General features: G+C 55.0%; 15 protein-coding genes and 1 pseudogene. 12 read left to right on the top strand and 4 right to left on the bottom strand.

From position 1 onward, the window contains the following. Window positions 1–259: 259 nt before the first annotated feature. Entirely contained in the window at window positions 260–799 is a 540-nt protein-coding gene (locus LCF41_RS13160) for a glycine zipper 2TM domain-containing protein (protein ID WP_225085001.1), read from the top strand. A gap of 81 nt (window positions 800–880) precedes the next feature. Here the strand turns inward: LCF41_RS13160 and LCF41_RS13155 are convergent. Beyond that, window positions 881–2,355 (bottom strand): annotated as a pseudogene (locus LCF41_RS13155) (MFS transporter). Between the two features lie 135 nt (window positions 2,356–2,490). On the opposite strand from LCF41_RS13155, the gene LCF41_RS13150 reads away from it, so the two are divergent. Then, entirely contained in the window at window positions 2,491–3,081 is a 591-nt protein-coding gene (locus LCF41_RS13150) for a TetR/AcrR family transcriptional regulator (protein ID WP_225085000.1), read from the top strand. Window positions 3,082–3,123: 42 nt separating this feature from the next. Here LCF41_RS13150 and yegD read toward each other — a convergent pair whose 3' ends face one another. After that, window positions 3,124–4,476, bottom strand: a complete 1,353-nt coding sequence (gene yegD, locus LCF41_RS13145; protein WP_225088175.1) for a molecular chaperone — start codon at window positions 4,474–4,476, stop codon at window positions 3,124–3,126. A gap of 215 nt (window positions 4,477–4,691) precedes the next feature. Continuing rightward, complete coding sequence (gene mfd / locus LCF41_RS13140; protein ID WP_225084999.1) at window positions 4,692–8,144, bottom strand: transcription-repair coupling factor; 3,453 nt, start codon at window positions 8,142–8,144, stop codon at window positions 4,692–4,694. A gap of 142 nt (window positions 8,145–8,286) precedes the next feature. Here mfd and lolC point away from each other — a divergent pair, with 142 nt between their 5' ends. The 5 genes from lolC to cobB all read left to right on the top strand — a co-directional run bounded on the left by lolC (window position 8,287) and on the right by cobB (window position 13,273). Then, entirely contained in the window at window positions 8,287–9,489 is a 1,203-nt protein-coding gene (lolC, locus tag LCF41_RS13135) for a lipoprotein-releasing ABC transporter permease subunit LolC (RefSeq protein WP_225084998.1), read from the top strand. Further along, window positions 9,482–10,189: a lipoprotein-releasing ABC transporter ATP-binding protein LolD gene (gene lolD, locus LCF41_RS13130; protein ID WP_225084997.1), complete on the top strand. Its 708-nt coding sequence runs from the start codon at window positions 9,482–9,484 to the stop codon at window positions 10,187–10,189. The genes lolC and lolD overlap by 8 nt, the downstream gene beginning before the upstream one ends. Further along, window positions 10,186–11,433, top strand: coding sequence for a lipoprotein-releasing ABC transporter permease subunit LolE (lolE, locus tag LCF41_RS13125; RefSeq protein ID WP_225084996.1), 1,248 nt, complete (start codon window positions 10,186–10,188; stop codon window positions 11,431–11,433). The genes lolD and lolE overlap by 4 nt, the downstream gene beginning before the upstream one ends. Window positions 11,434–11,516: 83 nt before the next feature. After that, on the top strand, window positions 11,517–12,431 hold the full coding sequence (gene nagK, locus LCF41_RS13120) for an N-acetylglucosamine kinase (RefSeq protein ID WP_225084995.1): 915 nt from the start codon (window positions 11,517–11,519) through the stop codon (window positions 12,429–12,431). An 11-nt stretch (window positions 12,432–12,442) separates the two neighbouring features. Further along, on the top strand, window positions 12,443–13,273 hold the full coding sequence (cobB, locus tag LCF41_RS13115; protein WP_225084994.1) for a Sir2 family NAD+-dependent deacetylase: 831 nt from the start codon (window positions 12,443–12,445) through the stop codon (window positions 13,271–13,273). Window positions 13,274–13,726: 453 nt separating this feature from the next. Here cobB and LCF41_RS13110 read toward each other — a convergent pair whose 3' ends face one another. Further along, a complete protein-coding gene (locus LCF41_RS13110; protein ID WP_225084993.1) occupies window positions 13,727–14,443 on the bottom strand; it encodes a Crp/Fnr family transcriptional regulator in 717 nt (238 codons plus the stop codon). Window positions 14,444–14,639: 196 nt separating this feature from the next. Here LCF41_RS13110 and LCF41_RS13105 point away from each other — a divergent pair, with 196 nt between their 5' ends. The 5 genes from LCF41_RS13105 (at window position 14,640) to LCF41_RS13085 (ending at window position 18,583) form a co-directional block, all read left to right on the top strand. Continuing rightward, a complete protein-coding gene (locus tag LCF41_RS13105; RefSeq protein ID WP_225084992.1) occupies window positions 14,640–15,404 on the top strand; it encodes a class I SAM-dependent methyltransferase in 765 nt (254 codons plus the stop codon). Window positions 15,405–15,540: 136 nt separating this feature from the next. Then, window positions 15,541–16,578, top strand: coding sequence for a vitamin B12 ABC transporter permease BtuC (btuC, locus tag LCF41_RS13100; protein ID WP_225084991.1), 1,038 nt, complete (start codon window positions 15,541–15,543; stop codon window positions 16,576–16,578). A gap of 51 nt (window positions 16,579–16,629) precedes the next feature. After that, entirely contained in the window at window positions 16,630–17,181 is a 552-nt protein-coding gene (locus tag LCF41_RS13095) for a glutathione peroxidase (protein ID WP_225084990.1), read from the top strand. Then, window positions 17,182–17,958 (top strand): vitamin B12 ABC transporter ATP-binding protein BtuD, encoded by a 777-nt coding sequence (btuD, locus tag LCF41_RS13090; RefSeq protein ID WP_225084989.1) that lies wholly within the window; start codon window positions 17,182–17,184, stop codon window positions 17,956–17,958. Between the two features lie 148 nt (window positions 17,959–18,106). Beyond that, window positions 18,107–18,583: an NlpC/P60 family protein gene (locus LCF41_RS13085; protein WP_220467019.1), complete on the top strand. Its 477-nt coding sequence runs from the start codon at window positions 18,107–18,109 to the stop codon at window positions 18,581–18,583. Window positions 18,584–18,620 lie beyond the last annotated feature (37 nt).

Here is an 18,620-nt window from a genome sequence, read left to right as displayed (position 1 = left end):
AGTTAAGATAATTCCCAAATGGTGCTTTTGTGTTACGAAACTGACACTTTTGGTTAATTAGTCTTATTGCGAGAGTGTGAAACATTGTGCAGACTTTCCACTGTTTACAGATGGCGTAGCACGCACGCCGAAAATTCTGAATGCGGGTATTCAGAAGGAACCATCGGATTCATCGCGTTAAACGCGAGTTGGCGTAAAGCAAATCTTACGGCGGAATTGCAGATGGGGAATGCGTGAGAATAGATTCGGGAGGTATCCTGTGAACAAATCAATGTTAGCGGGTGTAGGTATTGGTGTGGCTGCGGCATTGGGTGTGGCGGCGGTGGCGAGTATGGATGTGTTCTCCTCTAAACCTCAGTTTGCACAGGTGCTAACGGCAACACCAATCAAAGAAACGGTAAAAACACCTCGTCAGGAGTGCCGTAACGTGACGGTTACGCATCGTCGTCCGGTACAGGATGAACACCAGATCGCCGGTTCGGTTCTGGGTGCGGTGGCTGGTGGTGTTTTGGGTCACCAGATTGGTGGCGGGCGTGGTAAAGATATCGCGACGGTCGCGGGCGCGTTGGCTGGTGGCTATGCGGGTAACCGTGTACAAAGCGGCATGCAGGAAAATGATACGTATACGTCACAGCAACAGCGTTGCCAGACGGTGTACGACAAATCACAAAAAGTTTTAGGCTATGATGTCACCTATAAAATCGGCGACCAGCAGGGCAAAATCCGCATGGATCGCGATCCGGGCACACAAATTCCAGTGGACAGGAATGGTCAATTAATCCTGAATCAGCAGAGCTAATTTGCCCTGACGTCCACATTTTTGCGCTGACACCATCTCTAAAAACCGCGAGCCACCTGAAGAAGGTGCTCGCGGTTTTTTTCATGAATCGATCGTGCTGTGCCCGACCTGCGTCATGCTCAGGGATAACAGTAAGGCGACTGTGGCGCACCCACCAGTCAGCCAAAGCGTTGTGAGTAGTCCTGCGCTATCCACGACCTGACCTCCCATCCATGATCCGAGCGCGATGCCAACATTGAAAATGCCAACATACAGCGCGGCGGCGATCTCCACAGCGCGCGGCGCAGCCTTCATCATCCATGTCATCAGCCCGACGGACACGCCGCCGTAGGCCAGTCCCCAGATCAGCAGCGTCACGACGCCGCCACTGTGTGAGCCACCGATGGTCAGAAACAGTATTGGGGTCAACAGCAGCCCCAGCGCGATAGCCATCAAGGCCAGCACCGTGCGCCGTGCCGCGATGAGGCCCGCCAAAAAATTACCGACGATGCCTGCCATGCCATAGGCGAATAGCAATGCGCCAATCCATCGCGCATCGAATCCTGATATCGATAGCAGCAGCGGCCGGACGAAGGTAAAGGCCATGAAGTGTCCGGCTACCAGTAACAGCGTCAGAATCAGCCCGGCGATCAGGACGGCCATTGCCAGCGTGGGAATGCTGCCAGCGACCAACAGAGGCCGCGTGGTGATTGTCGTTGCCAGCCCGCCCAGCAACAGCAGGCGGTGCAGGGCGGTTCGCAGCTTGAGTGCGCCGAACAGCAGCCCAGCCAGACAGGAACCTACGGCATACGCCGACAAGATCAGACTGGCCGCTGCTGGCTGACCATGCTGCGTAGCGAAAGCAACGCTGACGATATCTACGGTGCCCACGATGTGCCCATTGCGATCATCAACAGTGTCAACAGGCGTATGTTTGCCTGTTTGAGCACTGAACCGGAATGGTCGGTACTGGTGTGTGGCACTTCTACGGGTGGCTCGGTGCTGCGTTGTACCACCAGCGTAAACACGCCAATCGCCAGCAAGAGCGCGGCTGCCAGCAGGCCAGCCTGAGGAAACACCGCGACGGACAGCCCGACAGCCAGCGGCGGACCGGCGATAAAAGTGACTTCATCGAGCACGGTTTCCAGCGAGTAAGCCGTCTGCAAACGGGTGTCTCCCCGATAGATCGTTGTCCAGCGTGCTTGTACCATCGCCGATAGGCTGGGCATGAAACCAGCCAGCAAGGCGCCAATGAATAAAGTCCACTCAGGGGCCTGTAACCAAGAACTCACAAGCAGAATCAGCATGCCGATCGCACTGACGGTGGTGCCGATGGGCAGCACACGGCTCTGCCCGTTGCGATCGACGAGGCGGGAGATCTGTGGTGACAGTAGCGCGTAGGTCAGTACGAAGGTAGCAGAGACGGCACCAGCCAGTGCATAGCTGCCGCGCAGTTGCGATAACAGGGTGATAATGCCGATGCCTGTCATGGGCAACGGCATCCGCGCTAACAGGCCAGTCAGCGCAAAGCCTTTCGTTCCGGGTGCAGCAAAAAGTTCTCGATACGGGTTAACCATCTCGTTCTCCAAAGTGAATCCGCTTGCCACTTCCTCGCGGCACAGCGAAAATACATACATGGCGTATGAATAAAAACATATATTCATACGAAGTGAATGTAAATAATCATACGTTGTGTATGTAAAGGAGTGGCGATGGTTCGTCGTACCCGTGCTGAAATGGAAGAAACCCGCGCTACGCTGCTGGCGACCGCCCGTAAGGTCTTCAGCGAACGCGGCTATGCTGATACCTCAATGGACGATCTCACCGCGCAGGCGAGCCTGACCCGTGGGGCGCTTTATCACCATTTTGGTGACAAGAAAGGGCTGTTGGCGGCGGTGGTGGAACAGATCGATGCCGAAATGGATGAACGACTGCAAGTCATTTCCGACACCGCTGAGGATGCCTGGGACGGTTTTCGGCGTCGTTGCCGCGCCTATCTGGAAATGGCGCTGGAACCGGAGATTCAGCGGATTGTATTGCGCGATGCGCGTGCAATTCTGGGCGGTGCCTCGCCAGATTCACAGCGTCATTGCGTTGAGTCGATGCAGCGGCTGATCGATAACCTTATCCGGCAGGGCGTAGTGGCTGAAGCCGATCCACAGGCGTTGGCATCGTTAATTTACGGCAGTCTCGCTGAAGCAGCGTTCTGGATTGCGGACGGAGAGGATGGTAATGCGCGGCTGGCACAAGGCCTTGCCGCGCTGGAGTTATTACTGCGTGGGCTGTTGATCACGCCACGATAATCGGTGACATCGTTACCTTATGAAGCACAACTTTTCTCTGGCTTAGCCACGAAAAATGATCTCTGCCCAGCGCGCCAGACCGGCGGTAACGGAACCAAAGTCGTTGCCGCTGGCGATAGGAATATCTGGAAGCAGTTGTTGAATAGCCTGACGCAGCAGAGGAGAGCGGGCGCTACCGCCAGTCAGGTAGATCACTTCCGGGCGAGTTTGGCTGGTTTCTAACGCCAGCGTTACCTGCTGCTGAATGCGGCTCAGAGGATTATCGATTGCGACGTTGAGCTCATCCGCATGAATGCGTGTCGCCAGACCCGATTCGATAAAGTGTAAATCGGCTGCCGTTTCCGCTTGATTGGACAGCGCAATTTTGCTCTCTTCCGCCACCTGAATCAGACGGTAGCTCAGGCGCTGTTGCCATACCGTCAGCAGTCTTTTTACCTGCTCAGGCTGGCGTGCATCGCGGATCATTTCATTGATTAATGTGCGGCTGGCGGGGCTATGAAACTCTTTTTGTGCCGGAATATCGTTAATCGCAACGGCATTCCACCAGGTCATGATCGGCAGGGCGATGCCTTTTTCTGTCTCGCTATTCATGCCAAGCAGCGGCATCAGCTGTTTGAACGCCAGCATGATGTCTAGATCGTTACCGCCGACGCGGCAGCCGCTGTGCCCTAACAGACTTTGTGCGCGTTCTTGCTGCTTATGCCACTCTGGCCCCATAAGCAGCATGGAGCAGTCGGTGGTTCCGCCGCCGATATCCACGACCAGCACGCGTGTTTCTTTCGTCAATGTCGATTCAAAATCCAGTCCGGCAGCGACGGGTTCAAACTGAAAGACAACGTCTTCAAATCCGGCGCGATGTGCCGCGCGATCTAAAATCCCTTGCGCCTGCTGGTTAGCTTCTTCCCCGCCGATACTCTGGAAGTTAATCGGACGACCGATCACGGCCTGACGAATAGGCTGGTCAAGCTGGCTTTCTGCCTGCGTGCGGATATGCAGCATCATGGCGCAAACCAGATCTTCAAACAGTGCAATCTGCTGCGCTTTCAGGCCGACAGCCCCGAGGAAGGACTTCGGCGATTTAACGAACCAGGTCTCTTCCGGGTCATCCATATAGTGGCGTAACGCCTCGCGCCCGAACTTCACGCTATCAGGCTGCACGCGAATATCTTCTTCGCGGTTGTAGCTGATGGCGCGCTTGAGCAGCAGCGCGTTCTCGCCCTCTGCGTTGACCTGATGGTGCCGCCATAACCACTCGCTGACGGCTTCACGCACAGGTGCGCACAGCAGAGAGGAAAGATAAGGCGAATCCTTTTCCAGCGACAGGAGCCGTGGTGTACCTGAATCCATCACTGCCACGGAACAGTTCGCCGTGCCGTAGTCAAAACCGATAAACATCGTCGTGCCCCATGCCATAAAAAATTTTCGGGAGAAATTTTTAACGTCGCACCTGCGACGGCCCAGAAGGGTGGCCACCAAGGATGGCAGGCCATAAAAAAAGGTGGCGACTTTACTGCGTTACGGCGGTGCTTGTAAAGGCGGATGAAGTGAAAGAGATATGTTTGCTGACGAGGCGGGAACCCGTAGGTTCCCGTTTTTATCGTGAAAACGGCTTACGCCGCCAGCGTATGCTGCGCCATATTTCCCAGCAGCGAACCGATGAATTCAATGCGTTTTGGGCGATCGCTCAAATCCTTCATGAATTTCAGGCGAGTTGGGCCATCAAGGCGGTAGGTGCCCGGATCGCGCTGTAACAGACCGATGAGGTGAGACGGATCAACGCGATTTTGCTCACTGAATTCGATAAATCCACCTTTCTCATTGCCTTCAATACGGCGAATACCCAGCGCCTGTGCCTGCTGGCGCAGGGCGGCAATCTGCAACAGATAGCGGCTGGCATCGGGAAGGAGACCGAAACGATCGATCAGTTCGACCTTCAATTCATCCAGTTCGTCGGCGGTTTTCGCGCTGGCAATACGTTTGTACAGCGACAGCCGCGTATTGACGTCGGGAATGAAATCGTCGGGCAGCAGGGCAGGCAACCGTAATTCGACGTCGGTCTGGCTGTTGATCAAATCTTCCAGCGACGGCTCCCGGCCTGCTTTCAGCGCATCGACGGCGCTTTCCAGTAGTTCCATATACAGTGAGAAACCGACGCTGGTCATCTGCCCGCTCTGGTCTTCTCCGAGCAGTTCGCCTGCGCCACGGATTTCCAGATCGTGCGTGGCCAGTGCAAAACCGGCACCGAGGTCTTCCAGTGAGGCGATCGCTTCCAGACGTTTCTGCGCATCGGTGCTCATCGCTTTGGGGTTTGGCGTCAGCAGATAGGCATAAGCCTGATGGTGGGAACGTCCGACGCGACCGCGCAACTGGTGCAACTGTGCCAGACCGAAATGGTCGGCACGCTCGATGATGATGGTGTTGGCGCTCGGGATGTCGATCCCGGTTTCGATGATGGTGGTACACACCAGCACGTTAAAACGCTGATGGTGGAAGTCGTTCATGACTCGCTCCAGCTCGCGTTCACGCATCTGACCGTGGCCGATAGCGATGCGCGCTTCCGGCACCAGCTCCGCCAGTCGCTGGGTGGCTTTCTCAATATTTTCGACATCGTTATAAAGGTAATACACCTGACCTCCGCGTAGAATTTCACGCAGGATGGCTTCGCGCACCACCAGATTGTCATATTCGCGCACGAACGTTTTCACCGCCAAACGACGGGCAGGGGGCGTGGCGATAATTGACAGATCGCGCATCCCGCTCATCGCCATGTTGAGCGTACGCGGAATTGGCGTGGCGGTGAGCGTCAGGATATCGACATTCGCCCGCATTGCTTTGATACGTTCTTTGTGACGCACGCCAAAGCGGTGTTCTTCGTCCACAATCAGCAGCCCTAAGTCGCGCCAGCGCACGTCGCTCTGCAATAGCTTATGGGTACCGATCAGAATATCGACTTTGCCTTCCTGCGTTTCTTCCAGCACCTGAGTTTGCTCACGGGCGCTACGGAAGCGGGAGATCATTTCAATCTTTACCGGCCAGTTGGCAAAGCGATCGCGGAAGTTGTCAAAATGCTGCTGAGCCAACAGCGTTGTCGGTACCAGAACGGCAACCTGCTTATGGTTTTCAACCGCCAGAAACGCGGCGCGCATTGCCACTTCGGTTTTACCAAAGCCGACATCGCCACACACCAGACGGTCCATCGCCAGCGGCTGGCACATATCGCTCAACACGGCGTTGATAGCCTGCGCCTGATCGGGCGTGGTCTCGAAGGGGAAACTTTCGCAGAAAAGCTGATATTGCGTTTTATCATGCTTAAAGGCAAAACCGCTTTTCGCCGCGCGTTGCGCATAAACATCCAACAGTTCGGCGGCGACATCGCGCACTCTTTCTGCTGCTTTTTGCCGTGCGCGCGACCACGCATCGCCACCCAGTTTATGCAGCGGCGCATTCTCATCGGCACCGCCTGCGTAGCGGCTGATCAAATGCAGTGAGGAAACGGGGACATACAGCTTGTCCTCGCCCGAATAGGTCAAAATCAGGTATTCGGCTTTGATGCCACCGGCTTCCAACGTGGTCAACCCGGCATAGCGGCCAACGCCATGTTCGAGATGGACAACGGGTTGCCCCGGCCGCAGCTCCGCCAGATTGCGGATCAGCGTATCGGTATTGATCGTGCGGCGATTATCCTGACGGCGGCGGCTGACGCGTTCGCCCAGCAGATCGCTTTCGCAGATTAAGGCCCGCTGGCGCAGCGTGTCGATAAAACCGTGCTCACTGGCGCCGATGATCAGGTAAGTGCCACGCTCCTGCGCCTGCTCCAACGTGCTGATGAGCGTAGGGTTCAGTTTGATGCGTGCCAGCAGTTCCTGGAGCGTTTCGCGACGGCCTTCACTCTCAACGGAGAAAATGACCTGACCGTCGGACTGTTCGATAAAGCGGCGCAGCGCATCTAACGGGGATTTTTGCTGATGCTGAATCGCCAGTTCCGGCAGCGGCAGATAGGCAAGATTCACGTTGGCGGCTTTTTCCGGCAGCGTATCAGTTCTCAACTGCACGCGCGGCCACGCTTTCAGCTCCGTGAACAGGCCATCTACTCGTAACCAGAGTGAGTCTGACGGCAGCAGCGGACGCATGGGATCGACACGGCGGCTTTCAAAACGCTGCTGAATATCCAGCCAGAAGCGCTCGGCGCTCTGTTCGATATTGCCGGTATTGACGATCAGCGTATTGTCCGGGAAGTAGCTGAACAGCGACGGCAGCGGTTCGCCAAAGAATAACGGCTGCCAGTATTCGATCCCCGCGGGCCAGACGCCTTTGCTGACCTGTTGGTAAAGGTGCTCGGCGTCGCGCCGTACCTCAAACTGTTCGCGCCACTGGCTGCGAAAAAGCTCGATGGCGGCTTTATCCGTCGGGAACTCGTGGGCAGGCAGCAGATTAATGTGCGGCACTTCATTCAGCGTGCGCTGTGTATCCACATCGAACAGACGCAGGCTGTCGATCTCATCATCAAAGAAATCAATACGGTAGGGCTCTTCGCTCCCCATGGGGAACAGATCCAGCAGTGCGCCGCGCGTGGCATATTCACCGTGTTCCATGACCTGATCGACACTGCGGTAGCCCGCCTGCTCCAACTGTGAACGCAGCTTATCGCGCGAAAGACGCTGGCCTTTTTTCAACACCAGCGCATGGCCGTGCAGGAAACTGTGCGGACAAACGCGCTGCATCAGCGTGTTGACCGGCAGTATCAGAACGCCGCGTGTCATGTTGGGAAGTTGGTACAGGGTGGAAAGGCGGGTCGAAATAATTTCCTGATGCGGAGAAAAACTATCGTAGGGCAGCGTTTCCCAGTCAGGTAGCGTAGTGACGTGCTGGTCGGTAAATTGCTGAATCTCATCGCGTAAGCGCAGGGCGTTTTGCATATCAGGGGCGATAAGTACCACCAGCCCAGCGTGGCGTTCAATAATTTCTGCACATTCAACGGCGCAGGCAGCGCCGGTTAACTGGCCCAGCAGGCGCTGCTCACCGGCTTTTGATGGCAGCGAATAACGGTAATTTTCAGGCATCATCTGATTATCGGGTCTCGCCTCCCTGCATCCGGCCAGGAATAAGAAAAAGCCGTAGAGTGAGGGTGTTAGGGTTCCATAAAGCAGTACTACCCTTTATTATCCTTGATCACTTTGCTTTGGCAACCTTATCCAGACGGATTTCATGTATCAACCTGTCGCTTTATTTATTGGCCTACGCTACATGCGTGGGCGCGCATCAGACCGCTTCGGCCGGTTTGTCTCCTGGTTATCCGCCATTGGTATCACGCTGGGCGTGATGGCGCTGGTCACCGTGCTTTCCGTGATGAATGGCTTCGAGCGCGAACTGGAGGGCAATATTCTGGGCGTGATGCCTCAGGCGGTCATCACTACGCCGCAAGGTTCGCTGAACCCGGCGTTGATTCCTGCTTCCTCCTTAGACTCGCTGGAAGGCGTGACGCGCATTGCGCCGTTGACGACGGGTGATGTGGTGCTGCAAAGCGCCCGTAGCGTCGCCGTAGGCGTGATGTTAGGGATTGATCCTGACGAGCAGGAACCGCTGTCGCGTTATCTGGTTAATGTCAAACAGCAGCAACTGCAATCCGGTCAATATCAGGCCATTTTGGGCGAGAAACTGGCCGAACAACTGGGGGTCAAAGCGGGCGATCAGATTCGCATGATGGTGACGAGCGCCAGCCAACTGACGCCGATGGGGCGTATTCCCAGCCAGCGTATCTTCACCGTTGCTGGCACCTTTGCCGCGAACAGCGAAGTGGATAGCTACCAACTGCTGGTGAACCAGCAGGATGCCTCTCGCTTGATGCGCTACCCGGCGAACGACATTACCGGCTGGCGTCTGTGGCTGGAAAAGCCGCTGTCGGTTGATACGCTGAGCACGCAAACGCTGCCGGAAGGCACGGTCTGGAAAGACTGGCGCGAACGTAAAGGCGAACTCTTTCAGGCCGTGCGTATGGAGAAAAACATGATGGGGCTGTTGCTCAGCCTGATCGTGGCGGTGGCCGCTTTCAATATTATTACCTCGCTGGGTTTACTGGTGATGGAAAAACAGGGTGAAGTCGCCATTTTGCAAACGCAGGGGCTGACTCAACGCCAGATTATGGCGGTGTTTATGGTGCAGGGGGGCAGCGCTGGCGTGATTGGCGCGTTGTTAGGGGCATTGCTGGGAACGCTATTGGTCAGCCAACTGAATACGCTGATGCCAATATTGGGCGTATTGCTGGATGGTGCCGCGTTGCCAGTGGATATTGACCCCGCGCAGGTGGTGACTATCGCCATTTCCGCGATGGTGATTGCCCTCTTATCGACACTTTACCCGTCATGGCGCGCTGCCGCCGTTCAACCCGCTGAGGCTTTACGTTATGAGTGATTTACCGTTATTGCAGTGTAATAACCTGTCCAAGCGCTATCAGGACGGCAACCTGTCTACCGATGTGTTGCGCGATGTCTCTTTCGAGATGGGGTGCGGGGAGATGATGGCGATCGTTGGGAGCTCGGGGTCGGGTAAAAGTACGCTACTGCATATGTTGGGCGGGTTGGATACGCCAACGTCAGGCGAAGTCATCTTCAAAGGTCAGCCGCTAGGTACGCTCTCGGCAGCGGCAAAAGCCGATTTGCGCAATCGCGAGCTGGGCTTCATTTATCAGTTTCATCACCTGCTACCCGATTTTACCGCGTTGGAAAACGTCGCAATGCCGCTGCTGATTGGCAAAGTGCCAACATCGCAGGCGCAGGATAAAGCACGCGAAATGCTGGCGGCTGTCGGGCTGGAAGCGCGCAGCCACCACCGTTCGTCTGAGCTGTCCGGCGGTGAGCGGCAGCGTGTCGCCATCGCCAGAGCGCTGGTTAACAGCCCGTCGCTGGTGCTGGCGGACGAACCAACGGGTAACCTCGATCAGCGCACGGCGGATACTATTTTTGAACTACTGGGAGAGCTGAACGTCCGGCAGGGCACCGCTTTTCTGGTGGTGACACACGATCTGCAACTGGCTAGCCGACTGAATCGCCAACTGGAAATGCGCGACGGTCAGTTGCAGCAGGAACTGACCCTGATGGGGGCGCGGCAATGACATTTACTCCGCTCTCGTTGCTGATTGGCCTGCGCTTTAGCCGTGGCCGTCGGCGTGGCGGCATGGTTTCGCTGATTTCGGTCATTTCGACGCTGGGGATCGCCCTCGGCGTCGCGGTGCTGATTCTTGGCCTGAGCGCAATGAATGGCTTTGAGCGTGAACTGAATAACCGCGTTCTTGCCGTGGTGCCGCACGGTGAGATCGCACCGGTCAATCAGCCTTTTGACGGCTGGCAGGACATGCTGCCGAAAATAGAGCAGGTGCCCGGCGTGGCAGCCGCGGCGCCTTATATCAATTTCACCGGGCTGTTGGAGAACGGTGCCAAACTTCAGGCGGTTCAGGTAAAAGGCGTCGATCCGCAGCAGGAGAAACGTCTTAGCGCGTTGCCCAACTATGTGCTTAATGATGCCTGGCAGCGGTTCCGCGCGGGCGAACAGCAGGTCATTATTGGGCAAGGCGTGGCAAAGGCGCTGAATGTGGCTGAAGGGGATTGGGTTACGGTGATGATCCCGAACAGCGATCCGGAAATGAAGCTGATGCAGCCTAAACGTATCCGGCTGCACGTCAGTGGCATTTTACAACTGAGCGGCCAGCTCGATCACGGTCTGGCGCTGATTCCGCTTGCCGATGCCCAGCAGTATCTGGATATGGGACAGAGCGTAACGGGTATCGCGATCAAGGCTAAGGATGTTTTTTCTGCCAATAAACTGGTGCGCGATGCGGGCATGGTCACAAAGGCCTATGTCACTATTCGCAGTTGGATTGGCACCTATGGTTATATGTACCGAGACATCCAGATGGTGAGAACTATCATGTATCTGGCGATGATCCTGGTGATTGGTGTGGCCTGTTTTAATATTGTTTCAACGCTGGTGATGGCGGTGAAGGACAAAAGCAGCGATATCGCCGTCCTGCGTACGCTGGGGGCGTCAGACGGGCTGATTCGGTCTATCTTTGTATGGTACGGGTTATTGGCTGGGCTGCTGGGCAGCGTGATTGGGGCGGTGATCGGTGTGATCGCAACCTTGCAACTCACCCCGATTATTCATGGTATTGAAGCACTTATTGGCCATAAACTGCTGTCTGGTGATATCTATTTTATTGATTTTCTGCCGTCGGAATTGCACCTGATGGATGTCTTTATCGTATTAGGAACCTCACTGGTGTTGAGCCTGATTGCCAGTTGGTATCCGGCACGGCGCGCCAGCCGGATTGACCCTGCCCGCGTGCTGAGCGGACAGTAAGCCAAGCCAACGCACATGCGGCTTGAGAGATGACGGGGATAGTCCCTATCGTGTGAGACGCGATCACACCCTAAGGAGCAGTCATGTACTACGGTTTTGACATGGGCGGCACGAAAATTGAGCTGGGCGTGTTCGATGCGGCGCTGAACAACGTGTGGCAAAAGCGGGTGCCGACCCCACGCAATCATTATGATGAGTTGCTCACCACGCTGGTTGATCTGGTTCATGAAGCGGATGCACAAACCGGAGTACAAGGAAAGGTCGGTATCGGCGTACCGGGGGTACAGACTGGGCGGGAAGGGACGCTATTTACCGCTAACCTGCCTGCGGCGATGGGGAAGCCGTTACGTACGGATTTGTCACAGCGTTTGCAGCGGGATGTTCGCCTCAGCAACGATGCCAACTGTTTTGTACTGTCTGAAGCCTGGGACGCGGAGTTTCGTTCGTATCCTGTCGTGTTGGGGATGATTCTGGGCACGGGGTTGGGGGGCGGTCTGGTAATTAACGGGCGTCCGGTTGAAGGGCGCAACGGCATTGCCGGTGAGTTTGGCCATATCCGCCTGCCGTCCGATGCGTTGGATATCATCGGTGCCGACATTCCCCGCGTGAAGTGCGGCTGCGGGCAATTTGGCTGTATTGAGAATTATATTTCCGGGCGCGGTTTTGAGTGGCTGTACGAACATCTGTATGGCGAAGCCCTGCCAGCCGTGACCATCATTCGACACTATCGTGGCGGCGAGGAAAAAGCGCTGGAGTTTGTCGATCGCTTTATGGATTTATTGGCGGCCTGTCTGGGTAATCTGTTGACCCTGTTCGATCCGCATTTGCTGGTGCTGGGCGGCGGTTTGTCGAATTTTGATGAAATTTATCAAATTCTACCAACGCGTCTTCCTGCACGACTTTTACCGATTGCGAAACTGCCACGCATAGAGAAAGCGCGTCACGGTGATGCGGGCGGCGTACGTGGCGCGGCGTTGCTACACTTAATGGATAACTAGCTGGAGAAAGTATGTATACGCGTCAACGATTAGGGCGTTTTCATAAGGGAAAGCGTATGCGGCAACAGCGTCTTCGTGCGCGTATTTTCCATCGTGATTATCTGGCGGCAAGCGAAGTGAAAAAACCGCGTGTGGTGGTACTGACGGGGGCAGGTATTTCAGCGGAGTCGGGCATTCGTACCTTTCGTGCGGCCGATGGCCTATGGGAAGAACATCGCGTTGAAGATGTCGCGACGCCTGAAGGTTTTCAGCGTAACCCTGAGCTGGTGCAGGCATTTTATAACGCCCGTCGCCGTCAACTACAGCAGCCGGAAATTGTGCCGAATGCCGCGCATCTGGCATTGGCGAATCTGGAAGCGATGCTGGAAGATAACTTCCTGCTGATTACGCAAAACATCGATAACCTGCATGAACGTGCCGGTAGCCAGCGCGTCATTCATATGCACGGTGAGCTGCTGAAAATACGCTGTAGCCAAAGCGGGCAGATTTTTGAGTGGACGGACGATCTTGCCGTCGGTGAACGTTGCCACTGCTGTCAGTTTCCCGCGCCTTTACGTCCTCATGTGGTGTGGTTTGGTGAAATGCCGCTGCACATGGACAAAATTTACCATGCGCTGTCGCAGGCAGATTATTTTATTGCGATTGGCACATCGGGGCATGTGTATCCCGCTGCTGGCTTTGTCCATGAGGCGCATTCGCACGGTGCCTACACGCTGGAACTGAATCTGGAACCCAGCCAGGTAGAAAGCCAGTTTGATGAAAAAATCTACGGCCCCGCCAGTACCGTCGTGCCTGAGTTCGTCGCGGCCTGGCTGACGCGTGGTCAATGCATCACGTTTTAAACGTCAGCAAAAAGTGAAAACGTCATGAATCGTATGAGGACGGCGTTTTCTCTTTCCTATCGTTGCCGCAGCAGCATTCGTCAAGCTGATCGAACGGCAACATGGCGGTATGGTTAAAGAAACAATATTCACTCTCGCTACAGCGCGTATGCGCCGCAGTTTCTGTCGGCGAATCCGCCTGCGGCTGTTGGCTGTCATGGCGTGATGATGTTCCATGATGTGGCCGTGTTCCATGAAAAGATAAGGTTCGTCGGAAAAAGCCTAGCATAGCGTTACCCCCTCGGTATCCCATCACGGTATTAATGAGATACTTTCCTTAATGAGAGTTGTTCTCATCAATGTAAGCTAAGCGTAGTTGATTATCCGGTAAGGCGGGAATGACAATTGTCAAAATGTATATCCAAAATTGTTCTATTCACTCGTTATGCCTGAGTCGACAAAGGGTTAGATCGATTAGAACGTCCGTCTGGCTTCTGCCGCCAGCTCTTTTAGATAATGCAGGTTGCACAATTCCACCTGATGGCCCCGATAGGTAATGTGGCCTTGTCGCTTCCAGTCGGACATCAATCGGCTCAATGTCTCACCGCGCATCCCTAATGAAGTCGCAAGTTGCCCTCGGCTCACCGGTAATGTCAGTTGCTGAGTTTGCTGAATATGGTGCTGCCGCAGCAGATAATCTGCCAGACGCTGTGGCGCGGAGCTGGACGTCAGCCAGTCGATTTGGTTGATCGTCGAGTAGAGTTTCTTACCCAGATAGTTGAGTAAACGCAGCGCCAACTCCGGGCGCTGTAAACAGAACTGGTGAATATCCTGCCGTGGAATCATCAGCGTATGGCCGTCGCTCAGCGCGCGGATATTCATCGGGAAGCGGCCGTGCTCCATAAACACCGCCGCGATGGCGACAAATTCTCCGCGTTCAAACTGGCCGAAAATCTTCTCATCGCCGCCATAGGTATGGCGAAAAGCCTGCAACTTTCCCGTTTCAACCAGCAAACAGTGCTGCATTTTGTCGCCTTCGCGAAACAGGATGTCATCTTGCCGGAAAAACAGACGCTCGCTTTTTGCCAATAATTCGCACACCACATCGCTGGATTCACCGCGCATCCAGTCATGCTGAAACAGCACCTCGCCGTATTCATCGGGCGATAGCGCCTTTTTGACAAATGTCATTTGTCCTCCCAGAGAGGGGTATTACCATCAAGCTAGTAAATGAAAATAATAATCACTTGCATGGATTCGGCAAGCAAAATCACGACGCGCTGAATCGAAAATAGCGGAGCGTTTCCATGAAAGAAAGCACCCTTCCTATGGTACAGGCGCTGGCTTTGCATGAGTCGATTACCCCACTGAATTAAGGAGTGACAGTATGAGCGATCATGAAGCAGGGCATAAATTTTTAGCCCGGTTGGGGAAAAAACGTCTGCGCCCCGGCGGTAGGAAAGCAACCGAGTGGCTGCTCAGTCAGGCCGGGTTCCAGCAGGACAGCGTAGTGCTGGAGGTCGCTTGCAATATGGGTACGACGGCGATGGAAATCGCGCGCCGTTTTGGCTGTCAGGTTATCGGCGCGGATATGGATAAAGCAGCGTTAGAGAAGGCGCAGGAAAATGTCGCGGCAAACGGCCTGGCATCGCAGGTCACGATTATGCAGGCGAATGCGCTGGAGCTGCCGTTTCCCGATAATCACTTTGACGTAGTGATTAATGAAGCCATGCTGACGATGTATGCTGACAAGGCCAAAAGCCGCATCATTGCCGAATATTATCGCGTGCTGAAACCGGGTGGCCGCCTGATTACCCACGATATTATGCTGCTCTCCGAGAAGGATACCGGCGCATTACAGGCGGTGGAACAGATGCATAAAGCGATCAACGTGCATGCGCAGCCGATGCTGCGTGAGCGCTGGGTGACGCTGTTTCAGGAATGTGGTTTTAGCAAGGTCAGCTACGATAACGGTGCTATGACGCTGCTGACGCCACAGGGGCTGATTTATGATGAAGGGCTGGTTGGCGCGGCACGTATCGTAAAAAATGCGCTGAAGAAAGAAAACCGAGGCATGTTCTTCAACATGTTCCATACCTTCCGCCGCAATCGGAACCAGCTTAATTATATTGCGGTATGCAGCACGAAGTAGTGGCCGTATTCCTTTTGGCCGTGTAGCGGTAACAAGGAAAAAGCGTGTAAGGCAGGCGAAATCGTTTAACATACGTGACAGAACGTTATCTTAATTGCGCTTTTTTATTGCGCTGGATTCCTTGTTACGGTGAACAATGCAGCCATTATCGCCGGGTGATACCCCGCTAAAGCACGCGACGCCGTTGCCTCACTACAGTCAGCTAAAACAACAGCAGTACAGACGCGATCGTCGGAGTCTGGTACTGCTGTTGGCGTTTCTTGCGCTTACGCTGGCCGTCAGTCTGTGCGCCGGAGAACGCTGGATTTGGCCGACGGCCTGGCTGGATGACGCTCAGCAACTCTTTGTCTGGCAACTGCGTTTGCCCAGAACGCTGGCTGTAATGCTGGTGGGCGCCAGTCTGGCGATGTCAGGCACCGTGATGCAGGCGGTTTTTGATAACCCATTGGCGGAACCAGGGCTGCTGGGCGTCGCGAACGGCGCAGGCGTAGCCTTAGTGCTGGCGGTACTGCTGGGACAGGGATTGCTGCCCGTCTGGACGTTAAGCCTGAGCGCGATTGCAGGTGCGCTGCTGATTACCTTTCTGTTGCTCCATTTTGCCCGCCGTCATATTTCCAACACTCGTTTATTACTCATTGGCATTGCGCTCGGGATTATCTGTAGCGCGGTGATGACCTGGGCCGTCTATTTCAGTACTAGTCTTGATTTACGCCAGTTGATGTACTGGATTATGGGGGGCTTCAGCGGCATTGACTGGCGGCACGGCTGGCTGATGTTGGCGCTCTTGCCGCTGTTGCTGTGGTTGAGCCGTCAGGGAGCCGTGCTGAACGGGTTGACGTTGGGTGAGATTCAGGCGCGTCAGTTGGGCATTCCGGTCTATCGCTGGCGTACGATTCTTGTACTGGTTATGGGCGTACAAGTTGGGCTGAGCGTGGCGCTGGCTGGCATCATCGCGTTTATTGGCTTGGTGATCCCACACATGTTGCGGCTGTGCCGGTTGACCGATCAGCGTTATTTATTAACTGGCTGTGCGTTGGCTGGCGGTGGTGTTCTGCTGCTGGCGGATACGGTCGCGCGCGTAGCGCTGAGTTCAGCCGAGTTGCCGATCGGCGTGGTTACCGCTACGCTGGGATCGCCATGGTTTATCTGGTTGTTATTACGTAATCGGCTGTAGCGATAGGTCCTGTTTTATCCATTCTTATTGATCATTAAAGGGAGCAAAACGATGAGCACTGAAATCTATGCTATTCCGCTGACCACTATCGACGGGAAAGCGACAACGTTTGAGGCGTTTAAAGGGCAGGTGGCTTTAGTTGTTAACGTCGCATCGCAATGCGGCCTGACTAAGCAATACGACGCGTTGGAAAAACTCTATGAGACCTATCGTGACAAAGGTCTGGTTGTGTTGGGATTCCCTTCCAATGAGTTTGCCGGGCAGGAACCGGGCTCAGAAGAAGAGATTCAGGCATTCTGCCGTGGGACGTTTGGCGTTCAGTTCCCGATGTTCAGCAAGATTGAAGTGAATGGCGAGAACCGTCATCCGCTGTATCAGCGCCTGATTCGTGAACAGCCGGAAGCCAACGGAACCTGGAAAAGTGACTTTTTTGCGCGTTTGGTGAATAAAGGTCGTAAGCCTAAGAACCCGGAAGATATCCTGTGGAATTTCGAAAAATTCCTGGTGGATCGCGAAGGGTGTGTGATTGATCGTTTTGCACCGGATATGGCACCTGATCATGACACTATCGTGAAAGCGATCGACGATGCGCTGGCAAAATAATTGACGCGGCAGACTTCCCCGGTATTACAGCTGCGGCAGGCTGGCGTCTCGCCACGTTTGTCGCCGACAACGGCGGCGTGTCGTCGCGGTGAGTTGCTGCATATCATTGGCCCGAACGGGGCAGGGAAGAGTACCCTGCTGGCAAGAGCGGCAGGCCTGCTGGCGGGGGAAGGCGAGATCGATCTGGCTGGCACGCCGCTGTCGCAGTATACGGCGGCGGATTTAGCCGTACGACGCGCCTATCTGGCACAGCAGCAACCTCCTCTGGCGCTGATGCCGGTGTTTCAGTATTGGCAGTTGCATCAACCGCCGCTGGCTCAGGAAAACGCGGTCGAAAAGGTGGTGCATTTGCTGGCAGAACGCCTGATGTTAACCGATAAGCTGGCGCGCCCGCTCACGCAGCTGTCGGGAGGCGAGTGGCAGCGCGTTCGGCTGGTGGCGGCGCTGTTGCAGATTTGGCCGACCCTCAATCCGAATGCGTGTTTACTGCTGCTTGATGAACCGACTAATAGCCTCGATGTGGCGCAGCAGGCGGCACTGGATGTGCTATTGAACGAACTCTGCCGTTTAGGGATTGCGGTCGTGGTTTGCGCCCACGATCTGAACCATAGCGCTCACCATGCGGATCGCGTATGGCTGCTGTCGGCTGGCGCTGTGGTGGCACAGGGCGAGACGGCTGAAGTCATGCTGCCGGAGGTGCTGTCTCCCGTATTCGGTGTCGCGTTCCAGCGGCACGTGGTTGATGGTAGAAATTGGATCATCACGCGCAGCGCCTGACGGCTGATGCGAGAAAATCGGCGTCGTCAGAAAATAGGAAAAATCGCCTTTACTTGCCAGTTACCCCGATTAAACGCTAAATTAATCCAATACCTAGCATTTTCAAACGCTAGAGGCCTATGGCCTCGGCGGTTTTATGGTAATCGCGATGATACGTTTACGACATGCTTTGATCCTCGCCAGCCTGATTTTAGTCGGCTGTAGCAGTAGCCGGCATAATAATCCGCCGCCGAATGCGCGCCTGAGCGATTCGATCATGGTGATGGTGCAGCTAAACGATCAACTTGGGCAATGGTACAGAACGCCTTACCGCTATGGCGGACTGGATCGTAACGGCGTCGATTGTTCCGGTTTCGTCTATCTGACGTTTCGCGATAAGTTCGGCATGCAGTTGCCGCGCACCACGGAAGAACAAACCGAACTGGGCGAGCGCGTTGACCGCGATAATCTGTTACCGGGTGATTTGGTCTTTTTCAAAACGGGCAGCGGCAGCAGTGGGTTGCACGTCGGTATTTATGACAAAGACGACCAGTTTATTCATGCCTCCACCAGCCAGGGCGTAATCCGTTCGTCTTTGGATAACGTGTACTGGAAACGGGCTTACTGGCAGGCTCGCCGCATCTAATTTTCCTTCCTTATTCTGTTTTGTTGACAGCATGGAG

Origin of the sequence: Pectobacterium colocasium, from assembly GCF_020181655.1 — a bacterium.
Lineage (GTDB): Bacteria > Pseudomonadota > Gammaproteobacteria > Enterobacterales > Enterobacteriaceae > Pectobacterium > Pectobacterium colocasium.
Note: the sequence above shows the minus strand (reverse complement) of the source record. Positions and strands in the feature narration are given on the sequence as shown.